This is a genomic window from Massilia sp. Dwa41.01b (assembly GCF_014171775.1).
In the GTDB taxonomy this organism is placed as follows: Bacteria; Pseudomonadota; Gammaproteobacteria; order Burkholderiales; family Burkholderiaceae_D; genus Telluria.
This window is the reverse complement of record NZ_CP050454.1, coordinates 768699-795540: the sequence shown is the minus strand read 5'-3', so window position 1 is coordinate 795540 and position 26842 is coordinate 768699. Positions and strand designations below refer to the sequence as shown.

Annotated in this window: 25 protein-coding genes and 2 tRNA genes; 15 read left to right on the top strand and 12 right to left on the bottom strand. The window is 65.5% G+C overall.

What is annotated here, in order from left to right:
- Entirely contained in the window at nt 1-492 is a 492-nt protein-coding gene (locus G4G28_RS03620) for an energy transducer TonB (RefSeq protein WP_182990883.1), read from the top strand.
- 1022 nt (nt 493-1514) lie between these two features.
- Here the strand turns inward: G4G28_RS03620 and G4G28_RS03615 are convergent.
- The 6 genes from G4G28_RS03615 to G4G28_RS03590 form a co-directional block, all read right to left on the bottom strand.
- Nucleotides 1515-2822: an amidohydrolase gene (locus G4G28_RS03615; RefSeq protein ID WP_374011280.1), complete on the bottom strand. Its 1308-nt coding sequence runs from the start codon at nt 2820-2822 to the stop codon at nt 1515-1517.
- Between the two features lie 70 nt (nt 2823-2892).
- Nucleotides 2893-4713 (bottom strand): M61 family metallopeptidase, encoded by a 1821-nt coding sequence (locus tag G4G28_RS03610; RefSeq protein WP_182990882.1) that lies wholly within the window; start codon nt 4711-4713, stop codon nt 2893-2895.
- Nucleotides 4714-4809: 96 nt separating this feature from the next.
- Nucleotides 4810-5379: an NTP transferase domain-containing protein gene (locus G4G28_RS03605; protein ID WP_182990881.1), complete on the bottom strand. Its 570-nt coding sequence runs from the start codon at nt 5377-5379 to the stop codon at nt 4810-4812.
- Nucleotides 5380-5395: 16 nt separating this feature from the next.
- Nucleotides 5396-5854, bottom strand: coding sequence for a (2Fe-2S)-binding protein (locus G4G28_RS03600; RefSeq protein ID WP_183108055.1), 459 nt, complete (start codon nt 5852-5854; stop codon nt 5396-5398).
- A 26-nt stretch (nt 5855-5880) separates the two neighbouring features.
- Complete coding sequence (locus G4G28_RS03595) at nt 5881-6603, bottom strand: DsbC family protein (RefSeq protein ID WP_182991703.1); 723 nt, start codon at nt 6601-6603, stop codon at nt 5881-5883.
- A 19-nt stretch (nt 6604-6622) separates the two neighbouring features.
- Nucleotides 6623-7843, bottom strand: a complete 1221-nt coding sequence (locus G4G28_RS03590; RefSeq protein ID WP_182990879.1) for an FAD-dependent monooxygenase — start codon at nt 7841-7843, stop codon at nt 6623-6625.
- A gap of 132 nt (nt 7844-7975) precedes the next feature.
- On the opposite strand from G4G28_RS03590, the gene G4G28_RS03585 reads away from it, so the two are divergent.
- Nucleotides 7976-8051 (top strand) — tRNA-Phe (locus tag G4G28_RS03585).
- A 126-nt stretch (nt 8052-8177) separates the two neighbouring features.
- On the opposite strand, the gene G4G28_RS03580 is transcribed toward G4G28_RS03585, so the two are convergent.
- Entirely contained in the window at nt 8178-9134 is a 957-nt protein-coding gene (locus G4G28_RS03580) for a MerR family transcriptional regulator (protein WP_229507880.1), read from the bottom strand.
- A 441-nt stretch (nt 9135-9575) separates the two neighbouring features.
- Between G4G28_RS03580 and G4G28_RS03575 the strand changes: the two genes are divergently transcribed.
- From G4G28_RS03575 to G4G28_RS03535, 9 genes are all read left to right on the top strand, one after another.
- Nucleotides 9576-10268, top strand: a complete 693-nt coding sequence (locus G4G28_RS03575) for a glycoside hydrolase family 19 protein (protein WP_182990877.1) — start codon at nt 9576-9578, stop codon at nt 10266-10268.
- 204 nt (nt 10269-10472) lie between these two features.
- The gene (locus G4G28_RS03570) at nt 10473-11405 is read left to right on the top strand and encodes a S9 family peptidase (protein ID WP_183108054.1); all 933 of its coding nucleotides are present in this window, start codon (nt 10473-10475) and stop codon (nt 11403-11405) included.
- Nucleotides 11406-11498: 93 nt separating this feature from the next.
- On the top strand, nt 11499-11858 hold the full coding sequence (locus G4G28_RS03565; RefSeq protein ID WP_183108053.1) for an alpha/beta fold hydrolase: 360 nt from the start codon (nt 11499-11501) through the stop codon (nt 11856-11858).
- A 21-nt stretch (nt 11859-11879) separates the two neighbouring features.
- Nucleotides 11880-13094 carry a sensor histidine kinase gene (locus G4G28_RS03560; protein WP_182990875.1) on the top strand — a complete coding sequence of 405 codons (1215 nt, stop codon included), beginning with the start codon at nt 11880-11882 and terminating at the stop codon, nt 13092-13094.
- A 1-nt stretch (nt 13095) separates the two neighbouring features.
- Entirely contained in the window at nt 13096-13878 is a 783-nt protein-coding gene (locus tag G4G28_RS03555) for a LytTR family DNA-binding domain-containing protein (protein ID WP_182990874.1), read from the top strand.
- Nucleotides 13879-14025: 147 nt separating this feature from the next.
- Complete coding sequence (locus G4G28_RS03550) at nt 14026-14430, top strand: PEGA domain-containing protein (RefSeq protein WP_182990873.1); 405 nt, start codon at nt 14026-14028, stop codon at nt 14428-14430.
- A 3-nt stretch (nt 14431-14433) separates the two neighbouring features.
- The gene (locus G4G28_RS03545; RefSeq protein WP_183108052.1) at nt 14434-14817 is read left to right on the top strand and encodes a hypothetical protein; all 384 of its coding nucleotides are present in this window, start codon (nt 14434-14436) and stop codon (nt 14815-14817) included.
- Complete coding sequence (locus tag G4G28_RS03540) at nt 14814-16112, top strand: DUF4105 domain-containing protein (protein ID WP_183108051.1); 1299 nt, start codon at nt 14814-14816, stop codon at nt 16110-16112. Before G4G28_RS03545 ends, G4G28_RS03540 begins: the two co-directional genes overlap by 4 nt.
- Nucleotides 16113-16153: 41 nt before the next feature.
- Nucleotides 16154-16693 carry a hypothetical protein gene (locus tag G4G28_RS03535; RefSeq protein ID WP_183108050.1) on the top strand — a complete coding sequence of 180 codons (540 nt, stop codon included), beginning with the start codon at nt 16154-16156 and terminating at the stop codon, nt 16691-16693.
- 51 nt (nt 16694-16744) lie between these two features.
- Here the strand turns inward: G4G28_RS03535 and G4G28_RS03530 are convergent, their stop codons facing one another.
- The 4 genes from G4G28_RS03530 to G4G28_RS03515 form a co-directional block, all read right to left on the bottom strand.
- A complete protein-coding gene (locus tag G4G28_RS03530; protein WP_182990869.1) occupies nt 16745-16954 on the bottom strand; it encodes a DUF2945 domain-containing protein in 210 nt (69 codons plus the stop codon).
- A 338-nt stretch (nt 16955-17292) separates the two neighbouring features.
- Nucleotides 17293-17829: a DUF2058 domain-containing protein gene (locus G4G28_RS03525; protein WP_182990868.1), complete on the bottom strand. Its 537-nt coding sequence runs from the start codon at nt 17827-17829 to the stop codon at nt 17293-17295.
- Between the two features lie 129 nt (nt 17830-17958).
- A complete protein-coding gene (locus tag G4G28_RS03520; RefSeq protein WP_182990867.1) occupies nt 17959-19374 on the bottom strand; it encodes a hypothetical protein in 1416 nt (471 codons plus the stop codon).
- A gap of 40 nt (nt 19375-19414) precedes the next feature.
- On the bottom strand, nt 19415-19948 hold the full coding sequence (locus tag G4G28_RS03515; protein ID WP_183108049.1) for a CPBP family intramembrane glutamic endopeptidase: 534 nt from the start codon (nt 19946-19948) through the stop codon (nt 19415-19417).
- A gap of 390 nt (nt 19949-20338) precedes the next feature.
- Here G4G28_RS03515 and uvsE point away from each other — a divergent pair, with 390 nt between their 5' ends.
- On the top strand, nt 20339-21235 hold the full coding sequence (gene uvsE / locus G4G28_RS03510) for a UV DNA damage repair endonuclease UvsE (RefSeq protein ID WP_182990865.1): 897 nt from the start codon (nt 20339-20341) through the stop codon (nt 21233-21235).
- 69 nt (nt 21236-21304) lie between these two features.
- Here uvsE and G4G28_RS03505 read toward each other — a convergent pair whose 3' ends face one another.
- Complete coding sequence (locus G4G28_RS03505) at nt 21305-22174, bottom strand: class I SAM-dependent methyltransferase (RefSeq protein ID WP_182990864.1); 870 nt, start codon at nt 22172-22174, stop codon at nt 21305-21307.
- Nucleotides 22175-22277: 103 nt separating this feature from the next.
- On the opposite strand from G4G28_RS03505, the gene G4G28_RS03500 reads away from it, so the two are divergent.
- From G4G28_RS03500 to G4G28_RS03490, 3 genes are all read left to right on the top strand, one after another.
- Nucleotides 22278-23294, top strand: a complete 1017-nt coding sequence (locus G4G28_RS03500) for an AraC family transcriptional regulator (RefSeq protein ID WP_183108048.1) — start codon at nt 22278-22280, stop codon at nt 23292-23294.
- Between the two features lie 73 nt (nt 23295-23367).
- Nucleotides 23368-23443 (top strand) — tRNA-Phe (locus G4G28_RS03495).
- A gap of 277 nt (nt 23444-23720) precedes the next feature.
- Nucleotides 23721-26675 carry a PAS domain-containing protein gene (locus G4G28_RS03490; protein ID WP_182990862.1) on the top strand — a complete coding sequence of 985 codons (2955 nt, stop codon included), beginning with the start codon at nt 23721-23723 and terminating at the stop codon, nt 26673-26675.
- Nucleotides 26676-26842: the final 167 nt, after the last annotated feature.

Below are 26842 nucleotides of genomic sequence, written 5' to 3'. Positions count from 1 at the left end.
ATGACCACCTCCATCCGCACCCGGGCCGCTCTCCTTCTTCTACTGGCAGCCCTGGGCGGATGTAGCACGGTCCAGCCCCTCGCTTCCACGGCGAAGCGTATCGCGGCGGCCATACTCCCCGCCCCGAGGATCGAAGCACCCGTTCCCCAGCCCTGGCATGCGCTCGATGCCTACAAGGCCGAGGTGGCGCAGCACGTCATGCGCCGCAACAGCGAACGCACGTTCAGCGGAAAGCTGCCGCCGATGCTGCCGGCGATCGTGGTGGTGAACATCACGGTAGGGGAAGATGGCGAATTGCAGGACGTGGCCGTGCAGCGTTCGCGCGACGACGGCGCGTCGCGGGTAGCGCTGGCATCGATGCGGCGCAGCGGTCCCCTGCCCCGTCCGACCAATTTGCTGGCCACGCATGCGCGGGCACTGACGTTTTCCGAGACCTTCCTGTTCGACGACCAGTATCGCTTCCAGCTGCGCAGCCTGGCCGGCCCCCAGTAGAGTGGGCACTCCGTGCCCACGCGAACACTTGCGCTGTGTTGGCGGACGAGCGCGGCGATAACACCATCAAACCGGACGCGTTATCGCGGTTCACCCGGATACGTCTCCGCCATGCAGGGGGAACGAATGTAAAACGGCCGCCACGGTGCCACGTTCCGCGTGGGCACGAGTGCCCACCCTACGCCAACGCAGCCTGGCCGAGCCCAGTAGGGTAGGCGGCTATATCGCGTAGGTCGGGCATACGTTCCCTCAACGCCGCCTACGCGTTCAACCAGCCCATGCGCGTTCGCGCAATGCACTGGCCGGCCCCCAGTAGGGTGGGCACTCCGTGCCCACGCGAATATTTGCGTTAAGTTGGCGGGCGAACGCGGCGATAACACCATCAAACCGGACGCGCTATCGCGGTTCACCCGGATACGTCTCCACCATGCAAGGGGAACGAATGTAAAACGGCCGCCACGGTGCCACGTTCCGCGTGGGCACGAGTGCCCACCCTACGAAAACGCAGCCTGGCCGAGCCCAGTAGGGTAGGCGGCTATATCGGGCGCGTCGAGCATACGTTCCCTCAACGCCGCCTACGCGTTCAACCAGCCCATGCGCGTTCGCGCAATGCACTGGCCGGCCCCCAGTAGGGTGGGCACTCCGTGCCCACGCGAATATTTGCGTTAAGTTGGCGGGCGAACGCGGCGATAACACCATCAAACCGGACGCGCTATCGCGGTTCACCCGGATACGTCTCCACCATGCAAGGGGAACGAATGTAAAACGGCCGCCACGGTGCCACGTTCCGCGTGGGCACGAGTGCCCACCCTACGAAAACGCAGCCTGGCCGAGCCCAGTAGGGTAGGCGGCTATATCGCGCAGGTCGGGCATACGTTCCCTCAACGCCGCCTACGCGTTCAACCAGCCCATGGGCGTTCGCGCAATGCACGCGTGCGTTGAACGCGTAGGCGGGGCATAGGCCGCGTCGATTTCACAAGCACGATGGAGCCGCCTACCCTACGCGTTTCGGCAACGCATGTTCACCGCCCCATCACATTCAACACCGCCAGACTCATCGCCTGTGCCGCCGTCTTGATCGACGGCTCCGGCACCGGCGCGTAAAACGGCGAATGGTTGAAGGCGATCGGCTTGCCGCCTTCGCGCTCGGCGTCCGCCACCGCCTTCGGGTCGTACACCCCGGTGAAGAAGAACATCGACGGCACGCCTTCGTTGACGTACATGGAAAAGTCTTCGCTGGCCGTCATGGCCGGCATGCGCTGGGCCTTGGCGTCCCCAAACGCATCCTTGAACACGGCTTCGGTCCTGGTCACGAGGGCTTCGCTGTTGACAATGGCCGCGCCGCCTGCGATCAGCTGCACGTCGGGTGCCGGAGCACCCGCCATCGCGGCCGAGGCGGTCGCCACGCGGCGCACGCCGTCGAGCAGCCTGGCGCGGGTCGCCGGGCTGTACGAGCGGATGGTACCGCGCACCTGCACGCTGTCGGGAATGATGTTGCCGACCGTGCCGCCCTGGATCGCACCGATGGTGACCACGCCGAATTCCTTCGGATCCTTCTCGCGGCTGACCACGGTCTGTACGTCGACCACGAAGCGCGCGGCGATCGCGATCGGGTCGATGGACTTATCGGGCGCCGAGCCGTGGCCGCCGCGGCCCTTGAACACGATCTCGATCGCGTCCGAGTTCGACGACACGGCGCCGACGTTGTAGCCGACCGTGCCGTGGGCCAGCGGCCAGGAATGCAGCGCAAACGCATAGTCGGGCTTCGGAAAGCGCGTGAAGAGGCCGTCGGCCAGCATCGCTTTCGCGCCCGAGACGGTTTCCTCGGCCGGCTGGCCGATGAAGACCAGGGTGCCCTTCCAGGTGTTCTTCAGTTCGGTCAGCGTGCGCGCCGCGCCCAGCCAGGCCGACATGTGGACGTCGTGACCGCAGCTATGCGCCACGAAACTCTCGCGCCCGTCGCCAAGCGCCCTGGCGCGGCTGGCGTAGGGCAAACCGGTCTTCTCTTCCATCGGCAAGCCATCGAGTTCGGTGCGCACCAGCACCGTCGGGCCGGCGCCGTTCTTGTAGACGGCCACAATGCCCGTCTTGCCGACCTTTTCCGTCACCGTGAAGCCGAGTTTACGCATTTCGCCGGCCAGCTTGCCCGCCGTGCGCACTTCCTGGAAGGCGATTTCCGGGTGCGCGTGCAAGTCCTTGTAGACCGTGTCGAGCCACGGATACATGGCATTGACCCTGGCCGCCACCTCGTTCTTCAAGGGTGCGGGGGACTGGGCCAGTACCGGAAGTGCAAGGGAAGCCAGGACGGTGGCGGCGACGGTTTTTTTCACGGATAGCCTCTTCGATGGGCGGGGATGCAGGAAAGGCGAGAGCGCGCGGCGCGGGCTCCCGACAGCAGGATTACACCGCGCTCGGGCGCGTGATCGGTGAAGATTTCTTGCCCGGCACCGCCTGCGACAGGGTAATCCCCGGCACGCGCTCGCCCTGCAGGGTCAGGTCGAAGGCCATCAATTCGTCGCGGCGGAAGGCATGCACGACGACCTTGTCGCCCACGCGGTAGCGTGCCAGCAGCGCGTCGACATTCGGCGGGTTGCCGCTCACGCGCAGGCCGTCGATGGCGATGATGACGTCCAGCGCCGACAGGCCGGCCTGGTGCGCCGCCCCGCCCTCGTGCACCTGCGTCAGCTTCGCGCCCAGCGGGTCGCGGCCGATGCTGGCGTCCAGCGAAGGCTTGCCCTTCTTGCGCTCGTCGACCAGCTTCACGCCCAGCGGCGCAAACAGCTTGGCCAGCGGCAGGTCCTCCGTGCCGCGCACGTATTTGTCGAACATGGCGCGCAGCTTCAGGCCGCTGACCTCGTCGAACAGGGCTTCCACCTCCTGTTCGGTGACGCCGCGGCCGGCGCCTTCGTAGAAGTCGCGCCCGTAGCGTTCCCACAGCGCGCGCATGACGTCGTCGAGCGACTTCGCACCATTCGTCTTCGCACGAATCGTCAGGTCGAAAGCCAGCGCGATCAGGGAACCCTTGGTGTAGTAGCTGATGATCGCATTCGGCGAATTCTCGTCCTGGCGGTAGTACTTGCTCCAGGCATCGAAGCTGGAATCGGCCACGCTCTGCTTGGTGCGCCCGCTCCCGCGCAGCACGCTGCCGACCGTTTTACCGAGCAGCTTGAAATAGGTCGGCTCGCCAATGATCCCGGCGCGCACCAGCATCAGGTCGTCGTAATAGCTGGTGAAACCCTCGAACAGCCACAGGAGCGGCGTGTAGTTTTCCGCCTGCAGGTCGTAGGGCGCGAACGCGGCCGGCTTGATGCGCTTGACGTTCCAGGTGTGGAAGTACTCGTGGCTGCACAGGCCGAGGAATTTCAGGTAGCCCTCGTTTGGCTCCCCGGCCTGCACCGTCGCGCTGCCCGGCAAGTCGCCACGCGCGCAGATCAGGGCCGTCGAGGCGCGGTGCTCCAGGCCGCCGTAGCCGTCGCCCACTGCCATCGTCATGAAGACGTAGCGGTCCATCGGCGCGCGTTTCGTGCTCGGCTCGAAGAAGGCGATTTGCGCTTCGCAGATCGCTTTCAGGTCAGCCTGCAACCGCGCCATGTCGAGGTTCGGCACGCGCCCGGTGATGACGATGTCGTGCGGGATCCCGTGGGCTTTGAACGTGCTTAGGGCGAAGTCGCCCATTTCCACCGGATGGTCGATCAGCTCGTCGTAGTCGGCGGCGATGTAAGTGCCGAAGCCGTAGCGCTTGGCGCCGGCTTCCTTCATCGCGGTCGCGACACGCCATTGCTTGGCCGCCGGGTCGGCTGGCCGCTGGATGTCGACCGTATGCGCAACCGCCTCCTGGCCAAGCACGCGCAGGAACACGCTGGTGCCGTTGAAGAAGCCGTGGGTCTGGTCGAGGTGGGCGGCGCGCACCGACAGGTCCCAGGCATAGACCTCGTAGTGCAGCGTGAGCGGGCCTTCGGCCGGTGCGGCCTGCCAGGAGTGCTTGTCGAGCTTGGCGAGGGCGACGGGAATGCCGTTCGCTTCGGCGCGGATGCGCACGATGTTGCGCGCGAATTCGCGGATCATGTAGCTGCCCGGGATCCATGCCGGCAGCGCGAACACCTGGCCATCGGCGCTTGGCGTCGCGACCGTGACGCTCACATTGAACAGGTGTCCCGCCAGGTCTTTCGGGACGATGGTGTAGTGGATCGCAGGCTGCTTTTTCTGGGTTGTTTTTTTCATGATGACGAAAGAAGTCGTGCCGATTCGTCTAGTGTAACGGATTCAACACGCTCGGCAACATGCGCCAGGGCACCCACAACAGCAAGGAAGCGGGGCCTACAGGTCGGCGGGGGTATCGATGTCGCGCAGGATGCCAGGGTCGCAGACCGCTACCTCGCGCACCGGGCAGGACCTGAGCAGGCCGCGCGCGCCGGCGTCGCCTTCCAGCGCCAGCAGCGCAGGCAGGTGTCCTTGACCGAATGCGACCGGGTTGCCGCGCTGCCCGCGGTAGGTAGGCGCGGCAATCTGCGCGCCCGCGGCCAGCGCTTCGAGCAGGGCACGCAGGGTGGCCGGCGCCACGTGCGGCATGTCGCCGAGGGCCACCAGCCAGGCGTCCGCCTGCGGCAGCGAATGGCGGATGGCGTGGACGAGCGACGCGGCCATGCCGCTGTCGGCGTCAGGGCACACGGTGACCTCGACGCCCAGCGCGCGCAAGGCCTCGCCCACGCCGCCATCCTCGGGCGGCACGACCGCGACCACGCGCGGAAGAACGGCAAGCAGGTGGCGTGCACTGGCCACCACCACGGCGTCGCCGCCGGGCAGCGCTTGCAGCAGTTTGTTCTGGCGGCCGAGCGGATCGAAGCGGCGCCCGCGGCCGGCCGCGAGCAGGATGCCGACCGGGTTCATCGAGTCGTCGCGGGGTTCAGGCCAGGGTGGTGGCGGCATCCTTGATGGCCGCGCGGATGCGCTGGTAGGTGCCGCAGCGGCAGATGTTGCCGCTCATGGCGGCGTCGATGTCGGCGTCGGTTGGCGTTTTATTTGTGCGCAGCAGCGCGGTGGCGCTCATGACCTGGCCGCTCTGGCAGTAGCCGCACTGCGGCACGTCGTGCCGGATCCAGGCGGCCTGCACCGCCTTGCCGACCGGATCCTGGTGCATTGCCTCGATGGTCGTGATGCGGTGGCCGACGGCTGAACCGATCGGCGTGACGCAGGCGCGTACCGGCTGGCCGTCCAGGTGCACGGTGCAGGCACCGCACAGGGCGGCGCCGCAACCGAACTTGGTGCCGGTCAGGTTCAGGTTGTCGCGCAGCGCCCACAGGATGGGCGTGGCCGGATCGGCGTCGACCTGCGTTGCGCGCCCATTGATTTCGAGCTGGACCATATCGGCTACCTGTAGACGTGCTTGCGTTACTTCTTGATCGACTTCAGCTTCGCTTCCAGCGCAGGCAGGTCGACCGCGCCCGGGATGCGGGTGCCGTCGGTGAAGAAGATCGCCGGCGTGCCCTGGATATTGAGCTTCTGGCCCAGTTCCAGGACCTGTTCGTGCGGCGCCTTGCAATCTTCCGCTGCCGCCGGCGGCAGCTTGTTATCGATCATCCAGTCGTCCCAGGCCTGCATCTTGTCCGGTGCGCACCAGATGTTGCGCGACTTCGCGATCGAATCCTCGTTCAGGATGTTGTACATGAAGGTGTAGATGGTGACGTTATCCAGTTCCTTCAGGGTGGTCTGGCGCAGGCGCTTGCAGTAGCCGCAGTTCGGATCCTCGAACACGGCGATGGTGCGCTTGCCGTCGCCCTTCACCTGCTTCAGTGCCAGGTCCAGCGGCAGGTCGGAGAACTTGACCTTGCTCAGCTGCTCCATGCGCGTGCGCGTCAGGTTCTGCGACGACTTGGCGTCGTACACATGGCCGATGAACAGGTACTGCCCCTTCTTGTCGGCGTACAGGATGTCGCCGCCGACGCGCAGTTCGTACAGGCCGCTGTACGGGGTCTGGCGGATCGACTGGATCTTGGCGCCGCCCAGGCGTGGCTCGATGTTCTTGCGAATGTTCGCTTCCGCGCTGTTTTCGGCACCGACGCACGATGCCATCATCCCCAGCGCCAGCAGCGCGGCGATCTTCGTTTTTACCATCACGATGGATCCTTAAAGTTTATTTGCCGAGGGCGTGCGCCATCAGTTGGCGCTTAACGAAGGGCAATTTATCGAGCAAGTTTAAACCCAAATTGCGCGCGACGCGCAGCGGCTCGAGGTTGGCGCCGAACAGGCGCTCGAGGCCGTCGGTCGCCAGTTGCATGAGAAGCACGTCTTCCTTGCGTGCCCGTGCATAGCGCGCCAGCACCCGTTCGTCGCCAACCGAGCGGTGCTCCTCGCGCCCGGCCACCACGCGCAGCAAGTCCTTGATGTCGCCGAAACCGAGGTTCATGCCGTGGCCGGCGAGCGGATGGACCGCGTGCGCGGCGTCGCCGATCAGGGCGACATGGGGCGCGACCAGCGCGTGCGGACGCACCAGCGCCAGCGGCACGGATTTCACCGCTTCCGGCTGCAGCGGTTTCAAGGTACCAAGCGGGGCGTCGGCGTATTCGCACAGGCGCACCGCCAGTTCCCCCATCGATTCGTCCATGAGGGTGGCAGCCAGGGTTTCCGGTGCCGACCACACCAGCGATACGCGGTTTCCCGGCAGCGGCAGCAGGGCGATGATGCCGTCGCTGCAGGTGAACCACTGGTGGGCCACGCCGTGGTGCGGCTTTTCGCAGGAGAAATTGGTGACGATGGCGCGCTGGTGATACGAGCGGTAGTCGATGCCGATGTCGCATTGCCCGCGCACCCAGGAATCGCGGCCGTCGGCGCCAACGACCAGGCTGGCATCGAGCTTGCGGCCATCCTCGAGCGCGACCTGCGCGCCTTCTGGACCGCAGGTCAGGCAGCTGGCGACACCGCTGACGACCTGCACCTTGTGGGCAAACTTCAGGGCGGCGTCGAGCGCGTCGTTCAGGTTGCTGTCCTCGACGATCCAGGCCAGCGCGCCGGTATGGGCGCCAAAGGCATCGAAACCGAGGCTGCCGCCGTTCTTGCCGTCGCCGTTCACCGCCATCGCATCGACCGGCGCCACGCGCGCCCCGTCCAGCGCGCCCCAGACCTTCAGCGAGTCCAGCAGCGCCTGGGCCGTGTGGTTGAGCGCATAGACGCGCACGTCCCAGGGCTTTTCACTCCCGCTGGAGGCAGCACCCTCACCCGGCGGCCTGGGCGGCACCAGCAGCGTGACGCTGTGCCCGGCCTGGGCGAAACCGAGGGCCGCCGTCTTGGCGATGGCACCATTGCCGACGATGCAGACATCGCTGATCTGGTGTGCGGTAAAGGTAGGTGTCGTCATCCGAGCATTATAGCGGCATGTCAAAACCGGTAGCGCAGCGGCCGCGCCAGTCTTCGGCCGCCTGGACTCCGAAGAAAGTTGCAGCGGGGACTTGCACGGCGCGCTACGGCTGGCTATAATCATGCCTCTCTTGGCCTGGTAGCTCAGTTGGTAGAGCAGAGGATTGAAAATCCTTGTGTCGGTGGTTCGATTCCGCCCCGGGCCACCAAGAATTCAGCATCGGTCACGATGCAAACAAGACGCCACCTTCGGGTGGCGTTTTTGTTTTCCACTCAGCCAGTTCCAGTGACGAGCGCAGTGTGCATGCGCATCGCCAGGCAGGCGCTCCCAAGCCTCACTTGCGCTCCCAGGGCAAGGGCAGCCCTTCGGCGATGGCGAGTTTCTCCATGGCCTGTTCCAGCACCATGCGGGCCTGCCCCGCCGCCTGCCCCAATTGCGCATGCAGGCGCGCATCGTCGGGGTTGCGGTTGGCGCAGCTGGCACTGTAGCGCTCAAAACTGAACAGCATCATCAGCAAGTCCGACAGGTGGCGAGGGCATTCGCACATCAGGCGCTTGCTCGCGGCCGACATTGCCGCCAGCGCTTCCTCGTCGAAACGAGGGGGCGCGACCGTCTCCGCTGCCGATTCCAGGGCCGCCTCCGGCTGGGGCAGCCGTTGTCCAGTCAATGCCGAACGGCACAGCAGCGCCAGCTCGCCGAGGTCGCCCGGAACGCGCACCACGAGGCAACCCTGTGCGCGCAACGCACGAATCGTGGCGCTGCCGCAGAACCGGTACAACACGACAACTGCTGCCACGCCGGAAAACGCGCGCGCCGCGGCAAGCAGGGGCAGGATCGTTTCGTCGATCTCGGATCGTTCGACGACGAGCACCTGCGCGCCACTTCCCTCTTCGCCCTCGGCAACCTGCTCCAGACTGGCATAGCTGGCCCGAACGTCGAGGCCGAACCCTTCACGCTCGGCCGCCACGCGTCGCGCCAGCCCGGTCCCGACCAGCAGGACCGGCACCCTGGCGCTGCCCGCTTGTACGCCTGCTCCCGCTGACGCGAGCATCGCCTGCAACTGCTCGCGCGACAGGGCTGCAAGCACGCCAATCGCATGTCCCTGGTCGACCAGCTGCTTCAGCAGTCCAAGACGCGCCACCTGCTCGGCCGAATACAGGCGCTGTCCACGCTCGGAACGTTGGGCATTGGACAGGTCGTAGCGACGCTCCCAGATGCGCAGCGTTTCGACTGGCAAGCCAGCCAGCCGGGCTGCGGCGCCACTACGGTAGGTGATGCGATCTTGTTCCATTGCAGTGGAGGTAGTCATAGTAGTGTCCCGATATTGTCCCATTTAATTCTGATTATACTGCGACAAATCTTAGACAAAGCGGCCGCGACGAACCAAATCGTGCGCATGTCAATTCACGACGGACTGCCACTACTGACAGGCGCCTTTCATGAAAAAAGTCTTGTTCGCCCTCCCGCTGGCTTTTGCGATCGGTGCAACGCTCCACCCTGCCGCATCGACGCCGATGGCAGCCGAGCGATTGCCTACTTCCCCGCTTGGCCACGACGGTTGTCGCGATCGGCGATACCGTATTCGAAAAAAAGGCGATACCGCCCGAACGAACAGCGGTAGAATAAAACCAGAAGTCAAATCCAGATAACTCCCTCGAGTAACGCACATGACCACGGCGTTTATCCACGGGCCAGTGCCTGCATGGTGAATTCAATCCGCAAAGGTAAACAGATGAAAACATGCCTCCTTCTCTGGGTCGTTTTTGCAGCGTTCGTACCTGATGTTCGTGCTGGTGCTGTCGACAAGGACAAGTTTTACGAGCGGTGCAAGCCGGCATTCCCGAAGCATGTTTTCAGCGGCAAATCGCGGGAGGGCTTTGAACATATCTTCGGCTATTGGGAAAAGACCGAACATACCGACCCGCGCTGGCTTGCTTACATATTGGGCACCGCCTACCGTGAAACCGCGGGAATGATGCAGCCGGTGCGCGAGGGATTATGCAAGAGTGACGCGTGTTCGATCCGTGCAGTCACGCAGCTGGTCAACAAGAGAAACGTCGAGAGAAACATCAAGAAGAAAAAACTCATGGCGAATTACGCGCTGCCGGACGAACACGGACGCTCGTATTTTGGCAGGGGCTACGTGCAGCTGAGCCTTAAGGAAAATTACCAGACAATGTCGAAAACCATGGGGTGGAAAGATGAGCTGGTGGGGAATCCGGGTCTGGTGCTCGATCCGGAAAGATCGGTTGCGATCCTGGTCGAGGGCATGACGCGCGGACTGTTCACCAAACGCGCATTGAAAGACGATTTCAACGAGCATAGAGAAGACTGGATTACAGCCAGAAAAATCGTGAATCCTTATTCATCCCGCGCTGAAATCACTGCGGCGCACGGTAAAGCGTTTTACGCTTGCCTTCAGTAGTCGGCAGTAAAAAGCACTGGACTTCCCGCACACGAGAACGCCACCTTCGGGTGGCGTCATTGTTTCTGCGTGCCCTCTCCTACTGGCATTCATGACCCTGGTGCCGGGGTTCATGGCAAAAACCACCCCCTTCGTCCCTTCGCCGGGGGCAGCCGCAGCGGATCGGGCTACAGTCGAGTCCTTTCCAACGACCACCTTATCGCCATGAAGACTATCTTCACCACCCTGGCAGCCATGCTTGCCATGTCCATCGCTCCCGCGCAGGCCGAAGACGCCCAGGGCGTCTGGAGCGGCACCATCGCCAATTCCCTGCGCGTGATCGTGCAGTTCACCAAGCCGGCGGACGGCCCCTGGCAGGCCAGCATCACCGTCCCCGCCCAGAACTTCAGTGCGCCGGTGGAAAACGTGGTCGTCACGCCCGAACAGGTCAGCTTCGCGCTGCCGAGGCTGAAAGCCACTTACTCCGCGACCTGGAACGCGCAGGACGGGCTGTGGAAAGGCACCTGGAAGCAGGGCCAGGCCACGCCGCTGGACCTGAAGCGTACCAGTGCCGAAGCAGTCAAGCCGAAGCGTCCCCAGGAAGCAGCGATCGCCGCCAGCCCTGCCACCTACACCAGCAGCGAGGTCGGCTTCGACAACGTCGCGGCCAAGGTCAAGCTGGCCGGCACCTTCACCGTCCCGCAAGGAAAAGGCCCCTTCCCGGCGGTGGTGCTGGTGCACGGTTCCGGCCCGCTCGACCGCGACAGCGAGGTCTTCGGCCACAAGCTCTTCCTGGTACTGGCCGACCACCTGAGCCGCCAGGGCATCGCGGTGCTGCGCTACGACAAACGCGGTATCGGCAAGTCGACGGGCACGCTGCGCGAGTCCACCACGCTCGACCTGGCGGACGACGCCGGGGCGGCCGTGCGCTTCCTGCGCACGCGTCCCGAGGTCGACAGCGCGCGGATCGGCGTCGTCGGCCACTCGGAAGGCGGCTTGATCGCCCCGCTGATCGCCTCGCGCGATCCAGCGCTCGGCTTTGTCGTGATGCTGGCCGCCCCGGCGTGCGCGGCGACCGCATCCTGGTGGAACAGATGGCGCTGGCGTCGAAAGCGCGCGGTGCGTCGGAAGCGCGCATCGCCCGCGAGCGCGCCCTGAACGGGCAGCTCTTCGCGGCGATGGTGGCGGAACCGACCCTGGACGGCGCCCGCAGCCAGGCCAGCCGCATCCTTGGGGAAGCCGAGGGCCGGGGTGAATTGCCGGCCGGGACGGCCAAGTCCCCTGGTCGATCGCTTCGGCACGGCCTGGTTCCATGCCCTGCTGCGCTATGAACCGGCGCCGGTCCTGCAGGCGGTGCGCCAGCCAGTGCTGGCCCTGAACGGCGAGCGCGACCAGCAAGTCCTGGCCAGCATGGACCTGCCCGCCGTGCGCACGGCACTGCAAGGCAATCCGCGTGCCGTGGTCAAGGAAATGGCGGGCATGAACCACCTGTTCCAGGAGGCCCGCACCGGGGCAGTGAACGAGTACGTCGACATCGAGCAGACGATGGCGCCGCAGGCCCTCGCGACGATCGGCAACTGGATCGGCAGTGTTATTGCCACCAATAAATAATTGACAGCGTAAAATCCATCCATGGACAACAGCACCGCTTCCCGCCAGGACCAGCCGCTACCGCACAGCATGAGCACCCGGCTGGCGGGCGCGGCAAGCATCGCGCGCCAGTATCCGATCTTCGGCCGGACCTGGTTCCGCTACCGGATGCGTTCTTTCCTGCTGCCCTTGCTGCTGCTGGCGCTGATGCTGGGGCTGATCGGCTTCTTCGCCAGGCAGGTACCCGGCATGCTGCTCACCCTGACGGCGATCTGGTGCATCGTGGCGCTTGCCCTGTCGCTGGGCCGCGCACTGGCGGTGCTGGTGCGCACGCGCGGGTGGCCGGCACAGCGCGAAGCGGTGGGCGTCGTCTGCGCGCTGGCCTTCGGCATGCTGGTCCTGCTCCCGCTCACGCCCTATACCCGCATTGCCGAAGCGCCCGGGAAGCGCCCACTGACGCCGCGGCAACTGCAGCTCGAACGCGAGGGAGAAGTGGTCAATCTCGTCATCTGGTCGCTGGCACTGGCCTGGCTGGGGGGCACCACCGACCTGGTGGCGTATTTCCGCCAGCGGCGCCTGCTGCGCGAGAGCGAGCTGCTCGGCCAGGTCGAGCGCTACAAGGACGAACGCAACGAAGTGGCGATGCAGCTGGCCGTGCTGGCCAGCCAGGTCGAACCGCACTTCCTGTTCAATACACTCTCGGGCGTGCGCGCCGCCATGCTGTCCGACCCGGCGCGCGGTATCGCGATGATCGACCACCTGGTCGACTACCTGCGTGCGACCATTCCGCAACTGCGTGCCGACGGCGCCCAGCCGTATGTTGCGCTTGGCGCCCAGCTCGACGCGGCCCAGGCCTACCTCGGCATCATCGAGGCGCGCATGCCGCGCCTGCGCTCGCGCATCGCCTGTCCGCTTGAACTGCGCGACGCCGCCATTCCGCCGCTGATGCTGATCTCGCTCGTCGAGAATGCGGTCAAGCATGGTATCGAGCTCAAAAAGGGGCCGGGACGGATCGAGATCAGCGCCACCCGGCGCCAGGGCGAGCGCGGCGATCTGCTGGAAGTCGCGGTGGCGGACGACGGCATCGGCTTCGGCACGGCCACCAGCGGCAGCGGCATCGGCCTGGCGAATATCCGCGAACGCCTGAAGCACCTGTACGGCGGCGAAGCGGCGCTGTCGCTGCGTGCGGGCGATGCCGGCGGCGTGGTGGCGAGCCTGGTCCTGCCCCTGCGCACGCTCTCCACAAGAAAGAACTGACATGCCCACCGCCATCATCGCCGACGACGAAGACCTGCAACGGGGCGACCTGCGCCGCATGCTGGCCCTGGCCTGGCCCGAGCTGGAGATCGTCGCCCTCTGCGAAGACGGGGCCGATGCCCTCGAAGCGATTGCGCGCCTGCGCCCGGACATCGCCTTCCTCGATATCCGCATGCCGGGCGCGAGCGGCCTGGAAGTCGCGGGTGCGAGCGGCGGCAGCTGCCGCGTCGTCTTCACCACCGCCTACGACAGCCACGCCATCGAAGCCTTCGGCCTGGGCGCCATCGACTACCTGCTCAAACCGGTCACGCAGGAGCGGCTGGTCCAGACCGTGGCGCGCCTGCGCAGCCAGGTCGGCCAGGGCAGCGCCGCCCTGCTCGACGCCATGGCCGAACTCGACCGGCGCCTGCGCGCGCCTGTGGCGGAACGCATCCGCTGGATCAGCACCACGGCCGGCAGCACCATCAAGCTGTTCGCGGTTGACGAGGTGCTGTTCTTCGAATCCGATTCCGGCTATACGCGCGTGGTCAGCGCGCAGGACGAGGGCCTGATCCGCACGCCCCTGAAGGAACTGCAGGCGGGGCTGGATCCGGACATGTTCTGGCAAATCCACCGCGGCACCGTGGTGGCGGTGCGGGCAATCGCGCGCGTTCGCCGCGACGAGCTGGGCACGCTGACCGTGGAGCTGCGCGGCCATCCGGAACAGCTGAAGGTCAGCCAGACCTATGCCTGGCGCTTCCGGGGCGACGGCCTGGTGCGCCGGGAGGGCGCGGCTTCCCGCTAGAGCTGTTCCATTTCACCAACGGCCTGAATGTTTGCCTTTGGACAACTCAAATGCGCATGGTATCCTTTAGGAAAGACTAATTGGCAATGGTGAACATTGCCTGAGGTCTTCCTCAATTTTTTTCCGATAACGATACCGAAAGCCTCCATGAACCGTTTTTCCTCGACGATTGCCATCGCCGCCACCGCGCTCGCCCTGACCGGCTGCGCCAGCATGCACTCCGGCACCACGCAGCAAGTGAAAGTGTCCAGTAACCCGGCGGGCGCGACCGTCTACACGGCCATCAAGAAGGATGGCGTGGTCTCGAACAAGGTCGCCGTCGGCGTCACCCCGCTGACCGTGACCCTGTCGCGCAAGCACGGCGCCCTGTTCGTCGAAAAAGAGGGTTTTGTCGCCACCGAAGTGCAGCTGACCACCAGGATGAATCCGTGGGTGTGGGGCGATATCCTGCTGACCAGCCCGCTGAGCACCTCGATCGACACCTCGACCGGCGCCGCGCGCGAATACGACCCGGGTGAATTCATGGTCGACCTGCAGCCGGTCGCCAAGTAAGTCATGTCCCTGTTCGGCGCGAGCCAGCTTGCCGCCCTCGCCCTGGCGGGGCTGCAGGCGACAGCCATGGCCGCGCCCTGCGGCTGCGCGCCATTCGCGCCCGATGCCGAACAGAGCGTTCCCGCCCCCGCCGCCCCCTCGCCCGAAGCGCGGACCTTGCGCGACTTCGTCCTGTTCGCCCACCGCCGCATCGGGGCCGACCTGATCCGCCAGCAAGGGCCCTACCTCGACACCGTGTCGACCTATCTGTCGTCCTGCCCGGACGAGACGCTCAAGCGCGCCTGGCTGCGCCGCGCCCTTGCCGCAACGAGCGACACCAGCCAGTTCGCCGAACGCATCGCGCACGCCTACGAACAGGCCCGCGCCTGCCCTCCCCCGGCACAATGAATTTTCTCCGCAGCTTCCTGGCCGGCGCCTGCCTGCTGTTGTGCGCCGTCCAGCCTGCCCTGGCCGGGCTGCATGAGGACCTGCAGCGGGTCGAGGCCGAACGCCTCGAGCGCGACCCCGCCTGGCTGGCCCTGCTGCACTACCGTCCCGATGGCAGCGGCATCGAAAGCCAGGCCGACCAGCCGCGCTTCTTCCTGGCCGATGGCGCCCGCCATTCGCCGCGCGCCGAGCTGCTGGCCGCGGTGGCCGCGCTGCACGACGCCGCCGCCGCACAGGACTTCGCCTGCCGCTTTCCCGCCCGCTTTGAGTGGCTGAGCGCGCGCCTGGGACGCGAAGGCGCGGAGGCGCTAACAAGCCAATGCGCCGCCCTGGCTGAATGGCTCGCGGCCTTCCCGGGCCGCCGCGTCAGCATCGACTTTGCGTCGAGCTACCTGGAAAATCCGTCGTCCACCTTCGGCCACACCTTCCTGCGCATCTATCGCGAGTCAAGCGACGAACTGCTCAGTCCGACGATCAACTACGCGGCCCGTACCGACGCGCGCGAGGGCGATCTCGCCTTCGTCACGAAAGGCCTGTTCGGCGGCTTTCCCGGCGTGGCCGACACGCTGCCTTTCTACCGGCGCCTGCGCACCTATACCGAGATCGAAGGGCGCGACATCCATGAGTACGAACTCTCACTGACGCCCGCCGAGGTGCGCCGGCTGCTGCTGCATACCTGGGAGATCAAGGACGGCGTCTTCGACTATTACTTCATCCACGAGAACTGCGCCTACCGCACGCTGGCCCTGCTCGACGCGGCGCGCCCGGGCACCGGGCTGCTCGATCGCTTCGGCGCCGTCACGGTACCCGTCGACACCGTGCGTGCCCTGCGTGCGGCCGGCATGCTCGGCGCGCAGCGTCTGTGGCCGTCGCTCCCGAAACGGGTACGCGACCTGGAGACGCAAGTCGATGGCGAGGACGGCGCGCTGGCGCGGCAGCTTGCGCTCGGCCTGGCCACACCCGCACAAGTGCGCACCCTGTCCCCGGCGCGGCAAGCCGGCACGCTGCAGCTGGCCTATGAATATGGCGCCGTCCTGATCGACCGCGACGAAGGCGACCGCGTGCGGCGCAAGGAGATCCCGGGCGCCATCACCAAGGCCCGCCTGGCGCTGGCGCAGCCGGAGGTGCTGGCAAGCCGCAGTACACCGAACGGTCCGGAAGATGGCCACGATGGCGGCCTGCTGGCGGCCAGCCTGCGCCAACGCGGCGGCAGGCATGCCCGGCACTCGACTACGCGGCCTTCCAGCACAGCCTGACCGATCCCCTGCCCGGCTACGAACCGCATGCCGAGATCACCGTGCTCAACCCGGAAATCGAGATCGGCGCAGATCGCGTGCGCTTGCGCCGCATCGACTGGCTCGTGGCGCAATCGACGATCCCCTCGTCGACGCTGTTTGCACCGCGCGCCTGGCGGGTCGAACTCACCACCCGTGCTACGCCTTTTGCCGGGCGCGACCACATGGCCACGCGCCTGGCCTATCACACGGGCCGCGCCTGGCTGCTTCCGGGGAATACCGTGCTGGCGCTGCTGCCCGGCCTGGGGCTTGAAGCCGGCAGCGGCCTGCCGCACGACGCCGCCCTGCTCGGTGCGCTGCGCACCACGCTGACACGGCAAGGAGCGCATTGGTCCGCCCAGCTGGAAGCCGTGACCGAGCGCTACTTTGCGGGTGCTTCGCTGCGCCGCGAGAGCCTGCGCGCCACTGCCGAATTCCGCGTGTCGCGCAACCTGTCCGTCGCGATTGGCGCTGCCACGCGCCAGGCACCGCGGCGCGAGCAGGAAGCATTCGTCGGCCTGAAGTGGCGCCAGCCCAGCCTGGTCCGTCCCTGGCAGAAATAGGACCTTCTCCGGCGTGCCAGGACAGACCGGTTCGTGGTGCGTGTCGGGGCGCTAGGCCTTCTTCAGCGCCGAGGCTTTATGGGCAGCCTCGGCGCCGGTCTTGTCGCTGACGACCAGGTATTCGGGATTCTCGGGCGAGGCCGCGACCTCGTGCCCCTTGATGCTCGTGTGCGCGGTGAGCTTTTTCTTGACGGTGCCGTGCACCGTGCCTTGCGGCGAATGCCACTGCACCTTGTCGCCTGCCTTGAATGCGTCGGTCATGCTCGGGTCTCCCAATGAGTGACAGCGGCGCACGCCGGCCGCTGACGGTATTGGAACACAGCGGCGCCGCGCGGCATGCACGCTTGGGCGGTGGGCGAGCGGGAAGCCAGCGATGGTCATGCGGCCGACTGTTCACGGTGCGTGAGGGCAAAGTGGCGCGCTTCGAGAGCTACAACGACACCGCCGCGGGCGAACGGGCCTTCCGCCCGGACCAGGCCGGACAGGCGCAAGCCGCATCCGCGCCCATGCACCATTGAGGCAAGCGCAGGCTTGCTGTGAAAACGCCACCTTGCGGTGGCGTTCTTCCTGGCCAGGGTTGGCGGCGACGCGCCAGCCGCTTACCACATCAGGTCGTCGGGGATCTGGAAGGCGGCGTAAGGGTCGTCCTCCTCGACAGCGGTCTCGACCTTCTTGACCCGCACCACGAGCGAGGCATCGCGTTCGGCGATCTTGTCGGCAATGACACGCGGCACCAGTTCGGTGCTATCGCCCAGGCGCACGATGACCAGGCGGCCGGCCATCAGGTGTTCCTGTACAGCCTGCGAGACGTGAATGCGCTCGATCCTGGTGCCGTGCGTGAAGTTGTAGGGGACGTCGCCATTGCCCTTGCTCTGGCGATTCTTCTGCACCATCTGGACGATCTGGGCCATGATGGCCTTCTGCTGCGCCTGCGCATCGCGCTGGGCATTCAGTTCGCGCGCGCGCTCCGCATTCTTGCGCTGCAATTCGGCCGCCGCCAGCTTGGCCTCGTCGACGCTTTGAGTGCCGGTACGCAGCTCGATCTTGTGCTGCTTGCTTTTTTCCTGTTGAACCTGCTTGGCCTTGTTCTTGTTGACCAAGCCCGCTTTCAAAAACTGATCCTGCAACGATGCCATGTTCGGCGCTCCATCGGTGACGTTCCGGCCCCTGCCGGTGTAAATCTTTCGCTAGCATAGCAAACCGCGGGACACGCATCCTTGCGCGCAGCTTATTGTTGCCGGCCCGCGCGGCAATCCAGCCGTGCCTCAGACGTCCGATAGGCCGGCTTGTGCCAGCACATGCCGCCACTGCTCGCGCCAAGACTGACTGGCGCTGGCTGTCAGGGGCTGCAATGCACGGCCCTGCAACAGCAGCGCCAGTCGTTCACGCTGCTCACTGCCGAGCCGGGCCCAAGCGTTCGAGCTTCGTGCGAGCCAGCGGCACAACTCCTCCTGCAAGCGCAGCATGCGCTGCCGATCGGTTGCTTGCTCGGTGGCAAGGCGTGCAATTGTCTCGAGCCAGTTCCAGGGATCGAGTGCGGCCAAAGTCAGCAGTTGTTCCGTATCCCCATGCGCGTCCAGAAGGGCACGTGCCTGCTTGAACGGCACATAAGCACCGTACCTGCGGATCAGGGTCATTGCGACCGCCCGCACGCGTCGGACCGGGTCAGCCAGCAGATATGCCGCGACCTCGTCTTTCGCCTGAGGCGCCAACTGGAGCCAGCATTGCGCGGCCGCCACCCGGATCGACGGGCTGGCATCGCCGAGCCAGGTGCGCACATCGTCGAGCGCGTCGCGGCGCTTCAGCCTGCCCAGTTCCACCAGGCAGATGACGATGCGCCTCTCCTGTTGCACAGGCTCGCGCAAGGCCTGCGCATACAAGGCACCGACGTCGGTTCCCTGTTGCGCGAGGAACGATGCCGCGATCGAACGCAACTGGCTCTGGCGTGCGAACAGAGCTTCATCGGCATATACTGTTGCACCTCGAGCGATCAACGCGCGCAAGGCCTTGGCCCGATTAGGTGCCACGCGCGACCGGAAAGCCCGCACCAGCATTTCCTCGTCGGGCTCCCCGCGGGCGGCCAGATGATCAAACGCCCAGGTCGCCAGCACCACGTCGCGGCTTGCGGGCACAATCGCGCGATACAACAATGCCGGGTCGATCGTGTCGACCCTGGCGAGCAGCCGAAACGCGGCACGCGCTACCTGGACCGGCGCCACGCGCACTGCCTGCAACAGTGCATCGGTGCCGACCATGGCGAACACACTCGCTTCGAATTCGGCGATCCATGCCGCGTGTTGCTCGCGGCGTGCCTGGTCCAGTCGCTGAACAGCGGGCAGCGCCGCGATGATATCGGCCGCGTCGGCAAGCGGCAGTGCCTGACTCAACGCGTAGCGAGCAGCCAGGCGCACCTTCGGCACCCAGTCGTTCAGGCGTTCGACGAGCAGGGCCGGCAGTCCCGGCAATGCCATGCCCGCCGCTCGCTCGACGGCGGCCTGACGTACGAAGCCATCGGGGTGATGCGTATAGTGGCGCAAGCGCTCGACGCTGCCAGCTTCGTAAAGCCCCGCCAGCTCACGCTGCCGCCACGCAAACCTGGAATCAGGCGCAAGCGCAGGCACCGCCACCCGAGCAGGTGACGATTTCGTCAGGAACAAAAAAAACTGCCGAATGATATTCATGGAAGCATCATAAACCGGTGTTTGTAGCCCGAGCGTGCCGCTATGCGCCCTGAGCCCCGGTCCAGAAGGCCAGGCCGACCAGGTCGGCCACGGAGTGCGCGACGACAGCCGGCCAGAGACGACGGGTACGCCAGTACACGGCCCCGAGGACGATGCCAAAAACGACAACGGATACGGCGCCGGACGGTCCCTGGTACAGGTGGTAGAGCAAGCGTACCAGCACGCTCAGCCCGACCGCCAACGAGGCGCCCAGCGTGGCGAAGCGGCGCGTCAGGTAGCCGAGCAGGAAGGTCTCCTCATACAGGCCGTTCAGCATCGAGACCAGCAGCACGACGACAAGCGATGGCTTGGCGTTCGTCAGCATCTGGGCAATCGGTTGCACCAGGTCGGACCTGGAGGGGACCAGCCAGCCCACGACAAAGCATGCCGCCGCCGCAGCGGCGTAGAGCAGCAAGCCTTCCTGTAAACCGCGCCAGCTTGGCGATGGCAGGGTATCGCTGATCCGGTAGCCGCGGGCCCGCAGGAAAGCCAGGGCCAGTGCGCCGAGCACGAGTTCCAGCATCATCGTTTCCATCAAGGCTACATCGGAGAACGACCCGGAGGAGGGAAATTCGTAGATGACGGAAAGAATGGACCCGAAGATGAACCAGCCGAAACTGATCGCAATGAGCAGGGCAGCTTCGCTGAAAGGAGGGTGATCTGAAGCAGCAGCCAATCGGCACTCGCAAGATAGGACGGTAAGGGATTCGACTCGGTAAGGATGAGTGTACGAGGCTTGTTGCTGAGGTGGCAAGCAATGTGTCTTGGCAAGTATTTCGCGCTGCGAATCCCATGCCCCGTCCTGTGCCGGTAGCGCGCGTTGCATGCCGCCCCGTCGGAGCGCCCAACATCAGCGGCCGCTAGCGCGCTCTGGCCCTCCAAGGGAAGACATATACTGGGGACAAGCCTACTGCGAGAGATTCCCATGCCGAACCTTGGCCTTGTCTGCATTACCGCCTCGAAAGACATCCGCTACCGTACCGTCACGCGCAAGCGCCTGCTGGAGCAGTCACCCGATGGACAGCGCAAGATTCTGGAAGATATTTACCGCGACAACCTGCAGACCCTCGACGCCGCCATGCGCTACTGCGCCGCGAACGGCATCCGCCTGTACCGCCTGCCGTCCTCGATCTTCCCCTTCGCCGACACGCCCGAGGGCCTGGACCTGCTGCGGTCGCTCAGCCCTGCCCTGGCCCGCTCGGGCAAGCGGGCGCGGGAAGCGGGCATTCGCCTGGTGATGCATCCGGATCAGTTTGTCGTGCTCAGTTCCGATTCGCCCGACGTGGTAAAGAACAGCATCACGATCCTGCAGATGCACGCCGACATCATGGATTTGCTGGAGCAACCCCGTTCGTCCTGGGCCCTGCTGGAAATCCATGGCGGTAAATCGAACCGCAGCGATGCCCTGGTCTCCGCCATCGCCGCGCTGCCGGACGCGATCCGCTGCCGGCTCGGATTGGAGAATGACGAGTACTCATATAGCGCGCAGGAAATCTACGAGATCTGCATGCGCAGCGGCGTGCCGATGGTGTTCGATGCCCACCACCACATCGTGCATGAAGACCTGCCCAGCTACGATCATCCGAGCGTGGAGGAAATGCTGCTCAAGGCGCGCGCGACCTGGGCCGACCCCGCCCACCAGCTGGTGCATATCTCGAACGGGCGCAGCGGTTTCAACGATCGCCAGCATGCCGACCTGATCGATACCATGCCCGCCTCGTATGCCACTGCGCCCTGGATCGAGATCGAGGCGAAGATGAAGGAAGATGCGATCGGCGGCCTGCAATCCTGGTTGAGCTCAGTGGGCGCGACGGTCGGCTGAGCCGGCGCAGGGGCGCACCGAAACAGGCTGGCAGCGCAAACTGCCCAGCCTCTTCGCTGCGGCGCGCTGTCAGTGCGTCGTCATGCGTTTCGAGATCACCGCCTCCAAATACTCGACCGGCACCACCAGCGACGAGCTGCCTGCGATATTTTCGCGCTCGAGCAGCGCCAGGATGTCGCGTTCCAGCGCAGCCTGGCCAAAGGCGTCGAGGGCGCCGAAGGCTTTGTTTACCGGACCATAGAAATCGCGGAAGACCTGCAGCCAGTGCGCCGGCGAGGCATAGCGCATGTTGAAGTGGCGGCGCGCGCTACGGATGTCCGCTGCCGCATCGCCGAACAGCTCGCCCAGGTAGGCCTCCGTGCCCCACAGCAAGGGCGACATCAGGCCCGCCGGCGGCGGCACCATCTTGCCGATGATCTTGAAGAGCTGGCCGATGGTGCTGTCCGGCGTCCAGTTCGCGACGGCGACACGTCCGCCCGGCCGCACCACGCGCATCAGTTCACTGGCACAGCGCATCTGGTCGGGCGCAAACATGACGCCAAACGTCGACAGCACGGCATCGAAGCTGTCGTCGGCGAACGGCAGGTTCTCGGCATCGGCCACCTGGAACTGGACATCGAGCCCTTCGGCCGCGGCCCGCTGGCGGCCTTTCTCGAGCAGCGCCGGCACGTAGTCGGTCGAGGTGACGCGTGCAAAGCGGCGCGCCGCGGCCAAAGTCGCGTTGCCGTTGCCCGCTGCCACGTCGAGCACGTTCTCGCCGGCGCGGATGTCGGCCATTTCCGCCAGCGATTCGCCGACGATCTGCAAGGTCACGCCGACAACGGCGAAGTCACCGCTGGCCCAGGTGGCCTGCTGGCGTTGTTTGATGGCGGCGAAATCCGGCGCCGCCGCCTGCATCCCCTGCCCCGCAGCCGGGGACGATTGCGTTGTGTGGTCCATGATGTCATGCTCCCTTTTCGACATTAAAATTTTCAGTATCGCGGGTGCGGGCGCCGGCCGCTTGTCCGGGCGTCGCGCCGGTTTGCCCGCGCGTCCTGACGCCATGCAGACCGATACCCTGTCCGATGTGCTGCGTTCGGTGCGCTTGCGCGGCGCGGTCTTCTACCAGATCGGCTTCCCCGCGGTCTGGGCAGTGGAAGCGCCGCCGATGAGCGAGCTCGGCCGCCTGCTGTTTCCCGACGCCGAGCACGTCATGGAATACCACGTGCTGGCCAAGGGCAGCGGCTGGGCCACGATGGCAGGACTGGCGCCGGTACGGCTACGCGAGGGCGATGTCGTCATCGTTCCCCACGGCGACGCCCACGTGCTCTCGAGCGACCAGTCCTTGCTGCCGACCCGCATCGACCCGGCCTGGGTCGCCGCCACGCGCGATGCCCCGAAACCGATCCCGGTGGTGTTCCATTCGCAGTACGAATTTTCCTGGGGCGAACACGCGACGCCGGCGGACAACGAAGTCGTCTGTGGCTTTCTCAGCTGCGACCGCCACCCCTTCAATCCGCTGCTCGACGCCCTGCCGCGCCTGCTGCACCTGCCGGCCGGCACGGCTGCCGCGACCGATCCCCGCTCGCCAATGAGCCTCGGACAACTGGCGCTGCGCGCCGACCGTGGCCAGCCGGGCGCGGCCGCGCTGCTCGAGCGCGCCAGCGAAACCATGTTCATCGATGCCCTGCGGCGCTACCTCGAATGCCTGCCGGCGGGCAGCACGGGCTGGCTGGCCGGCCTGCGCGACCCGCAACTGGGACGCGCACTGGCGCTGATCCATCGCACCCCGGCGCGGCCATGGACGATCGACGACCTGGCGCGCGCCGCCGGCCTGTCGCGCTCGGTGTTCTGCGCCCGTTTTCTGCGCCTGCTGGGCCAGCCGCCGATGCAGTACCTGGCGCGCTGGCGCATGGAAGCGGCCGCCGGCCTGCTGCGCGGCAGCCGCGCGCCAGTGGCCTCGGTCGCGCTCGACGTCGGCTACGAATCGGAAGCCGCTTTCGCCCGCGCCTTCAAGCGCGAAATCGGCACCTCGCCCGCGCGCTGGCGGCGGATGCAGCACGCGCAGCACAGCGCTTGAGGACCTGCGGGTGTTGGCGCCAACGCAAGAAATGCTGGACGCGGCGCCACTTCGTGCTAAAATGCGCCGCCTTGGCCTGGTAGCTCAGTTGGTAGAGCAGAGGATTGAAAATCCTTGTGTCGGTGGTTCGATTCCGCCCCGGGCCACCAAGAACATCCTTGACGAAACGCCGATCCACGCAGATCGGCGTTTTCTTTTCCTGCGCAAGAAGTCCTCGTGTCCGGTCCATTACCGGTCGCCTTTCACTCTTCCACACGAACTGCCAGACCGCCCGGTCACCCAGTCGTTCTGGCCCCACACGCCTGCAAGCGACGACAGCCGTGCGAGGCGCCGGCATGCGTGGCGCGGCTGGCAGGCCATGCACGGTATGATGTAATGATTCCATCGACTACGCACCGCCGCCCCACGGGTTCGGGTTACCTCACAATGGCCACAACCGGATCCACACTTCCCTCGTCGGTGTACCAGGCTGCTTTCAACTCCTCGCCGGTTGGCGAATACCTGCTGTCGCCCACGCCGGAAGCGATCATCCTGGCGGTCAACGACGCGTTTCTCAAAGCGTCTTCACGCACGCGGGAAGAGCTGGTCGGCACCAGCCTGTTTGTCGCCTTTCCGGAAAACCCCGACGACCCGGCCGATACCGGCGTGGCAGCGCTGCGACTATCCCTCATGCGGGTCATCGCAAGCGGTAAACCGGATACGCTTGCGCTGCAACGCTACCCGATCAGCGTCACCGGAGCCGATGGCATTACCCGTTTCGAGGAACGCTACTGGAGCGCCGTCAGCACGCCGATATTCGGCGATGACGGCAGCCTGGAGTGCATATCGCACAGCACGATGGACGTCACCGAGATGGTCGCCCTGCGCGAAGATCACCAGATCGCCACCGACAAGCTGGCGCACCTCGAGGCCAGTACGTTCGTGCGTGCGAAAAGCGTCCACGAGGTCAACACTGCCCTGCAGGCCGAGCGGACCCGCTTGCAAATGTTGTTCGAGCACGCCCCGGGTTTTGTCTATTTCACCAAAGGCGAGGACCATGTCATCGAACAGGCCAACAATGCGTATCAAGAACTGATCGGCCAAAAGGAAGTCATCGGCAAAGCCGTCACGGCCGCATTACCCGAACTGGCAGGACGCAAATTCCACGAACTGCATGACGAGGTCTGGCGCACCGGACAGCCCTACATCGCACATGCGCAGCGCATCGTGCTGCAGGCAGCACCCGACGGGTCAACGACCGTACGCTACGTGGATCTTGTCCTGCAGCCAATCACGGACGCGATCGGCACCGTGACCGGCATTTGCGGACAGGGCGCCGACATCACGGAAAAGCGGCGCATCGAAGCCGAACTGCAGCGCACCGCCGCGCTACAGTCTTTCCAGCTCGCATTGGCCGACCGCTTGCGGACACTGGTCGCCCCCGAAAATATCGTCCAGACGGCTTGCGCGCTACTGGGCCGTCACCTCGACCTGTCGCGCGTCGCGTTTTGCGAAGTGGACGACGCAAAGGGAACGTTTGTTGTCCGCAACGACTGGACCAGTCCAGGCCTGCCCAGCTTGGCCGGCGACGCCAGGCGGCTGGACGATTTCGGTTCAGAAATCATCGCCGCGCTACGCGCCGGCCAGCTGGTCGCCGTGCCGGATGTCATGCTCGATCCACGGACCGCGCCGCACGGCCTTGCCTACGAAAAGATTGGGGTGCACGCCAATCTCGCCGTTCCGGTGGTCGGCGAGGGCCGGCTCCTCAGCGTGCTCACGCTGCACCAATCGACGCCGCGGCACTGGAGCGACGCCGACATCGAAGCGGCAAGCGATGTGGCGGCGCGCACCTGGCTGGCTGTCGAGCAGGCCCGGATCCACGCGCAACTGCGGACCGAGCACGCGCGTAACAAGGCGATTTTCGACAACATGACCGAAGGGTTCGTGCTGATCGACCGTGACTGGACCGTATTGCAGATGAATGCCGCTGGATTGCGGATCTGCCACCGTACTGCGGAACAGGCGATCGGCCACAACCACTGGGAAGTATGGCCGGAGACCATCGACTCGGAGGGCGGCCAGCTGTACCGCCGCGTGAAGGAAACCGGCATCCCCGACACGCGCGTGTATCGGCAAACGTTTGCCAATGGCCACGTCATGTGGTCCGAAATCAGCGCCTATCCCACCCTCGACGGTGGACTTGCCGCCTTTTTCCGTGATATTACCGAGCGCAAGCAGGCCGAGGAAATGCTGCGCGAAGCCAACCAGCGCAAGGACGAATTCCTGGCCATGCTGGCGCACGAGCTGCGCAATCCGCTGGCCCCGATCCGCGCGGCGGCCGAGCTGATGGCGATCGCGCGCCTGGACGAAGCGCGCTTGCGCAAGACCAGCGAGATCATCAGCCGCCAGGTGGGTCACATGACAGGACTGGTGGACGACCTGCTCGACGTGTCGCGTGTTACGCGCGGCCTGGTAGCCCTCAATAAATCACCACAGGATATGAAGCAGGTCGTATCGAATGCGGTCGAACAGGTCCGTCCGCTGATCGAGGGGCACCGGCACCGCCTGTCCGTCGACCTGCCTTTCGACCCTGCCTACGTTTGCGGAGACGATAAGCGGCTGGTCCAGATTCTCACCAACCTGCTGAACAACGCGGCCAAGTACACGCCGCCGGGCGGGCACGTCCGGCTAAGCATTGCGTTGGAGGACGAGCGCGTGCTCGTGCACGTGCTCGACAATGGCGTCGGCATGACAGCGGAGTTGCAGAAGCATGCCTTCGATTTGTTTGCGCAGGCGGAACGGACTGCCGACCGGGCGCAAGGCGGACTCGGCCTTGGCTTGGCCTTGGTTAAGAGCCTTGCAGAACTGCACGACGGAACCGTCCGGTGCGAGAGCACGGGGCCGGGCCAAGGCAGCTGCTTTACCGTATGCCTGCCGCGTTTGGCGGTGCCGGCGCTGAGCGCCCCGGAGCGAGTAACGGCGGCCCCGGCGGCCCGGCCGGTGCGCGAGCGCCCGCGTATCCTGATTGTCGACGACAACGTCGACGCCGCGCACATGCTATCGCTGGTGCTGGAAGCGTCCGGCTACGCAGTGAGCGTCGAGCATCGGCCCGGCCCCGCGCTCGAGCAAGCGCTCCATACCCGGCCGGCCGTCGCGATCCTCGATATCGGCCTGCCGGAAATGAATGGCAACGAGCTGGCGCGGCACCTGCGCAGCCAACCCGAGACAGCGCACATGCTGCTTATCGCCGCTACCGGCTATGGTCACGACCAGGACCGGCGCAGCTCGCTCGACGCTGGTTTCGACCACTATTTGGTCAAACCGGTGGATTCGGCGAGGCTCATTTCCTTGCTTGATGAAGCATGTGGGTCGTCGTTGACGGTTGCCAGGGACGAGAATTGAAAATCCTGGTATCGGTGGTTCGATTCCGCCCCGGACCACCAGGAATTCAGCAGTAAAACAAAAACGCTACCTCCGGGTGGCGTTTTTGTTTTTGCAGCCGCTATTCGGCCAAGTTTCCGTTATCCGGCACGAATCGCTACTGGCCACCTGCAAACTGGCTCGTCCAC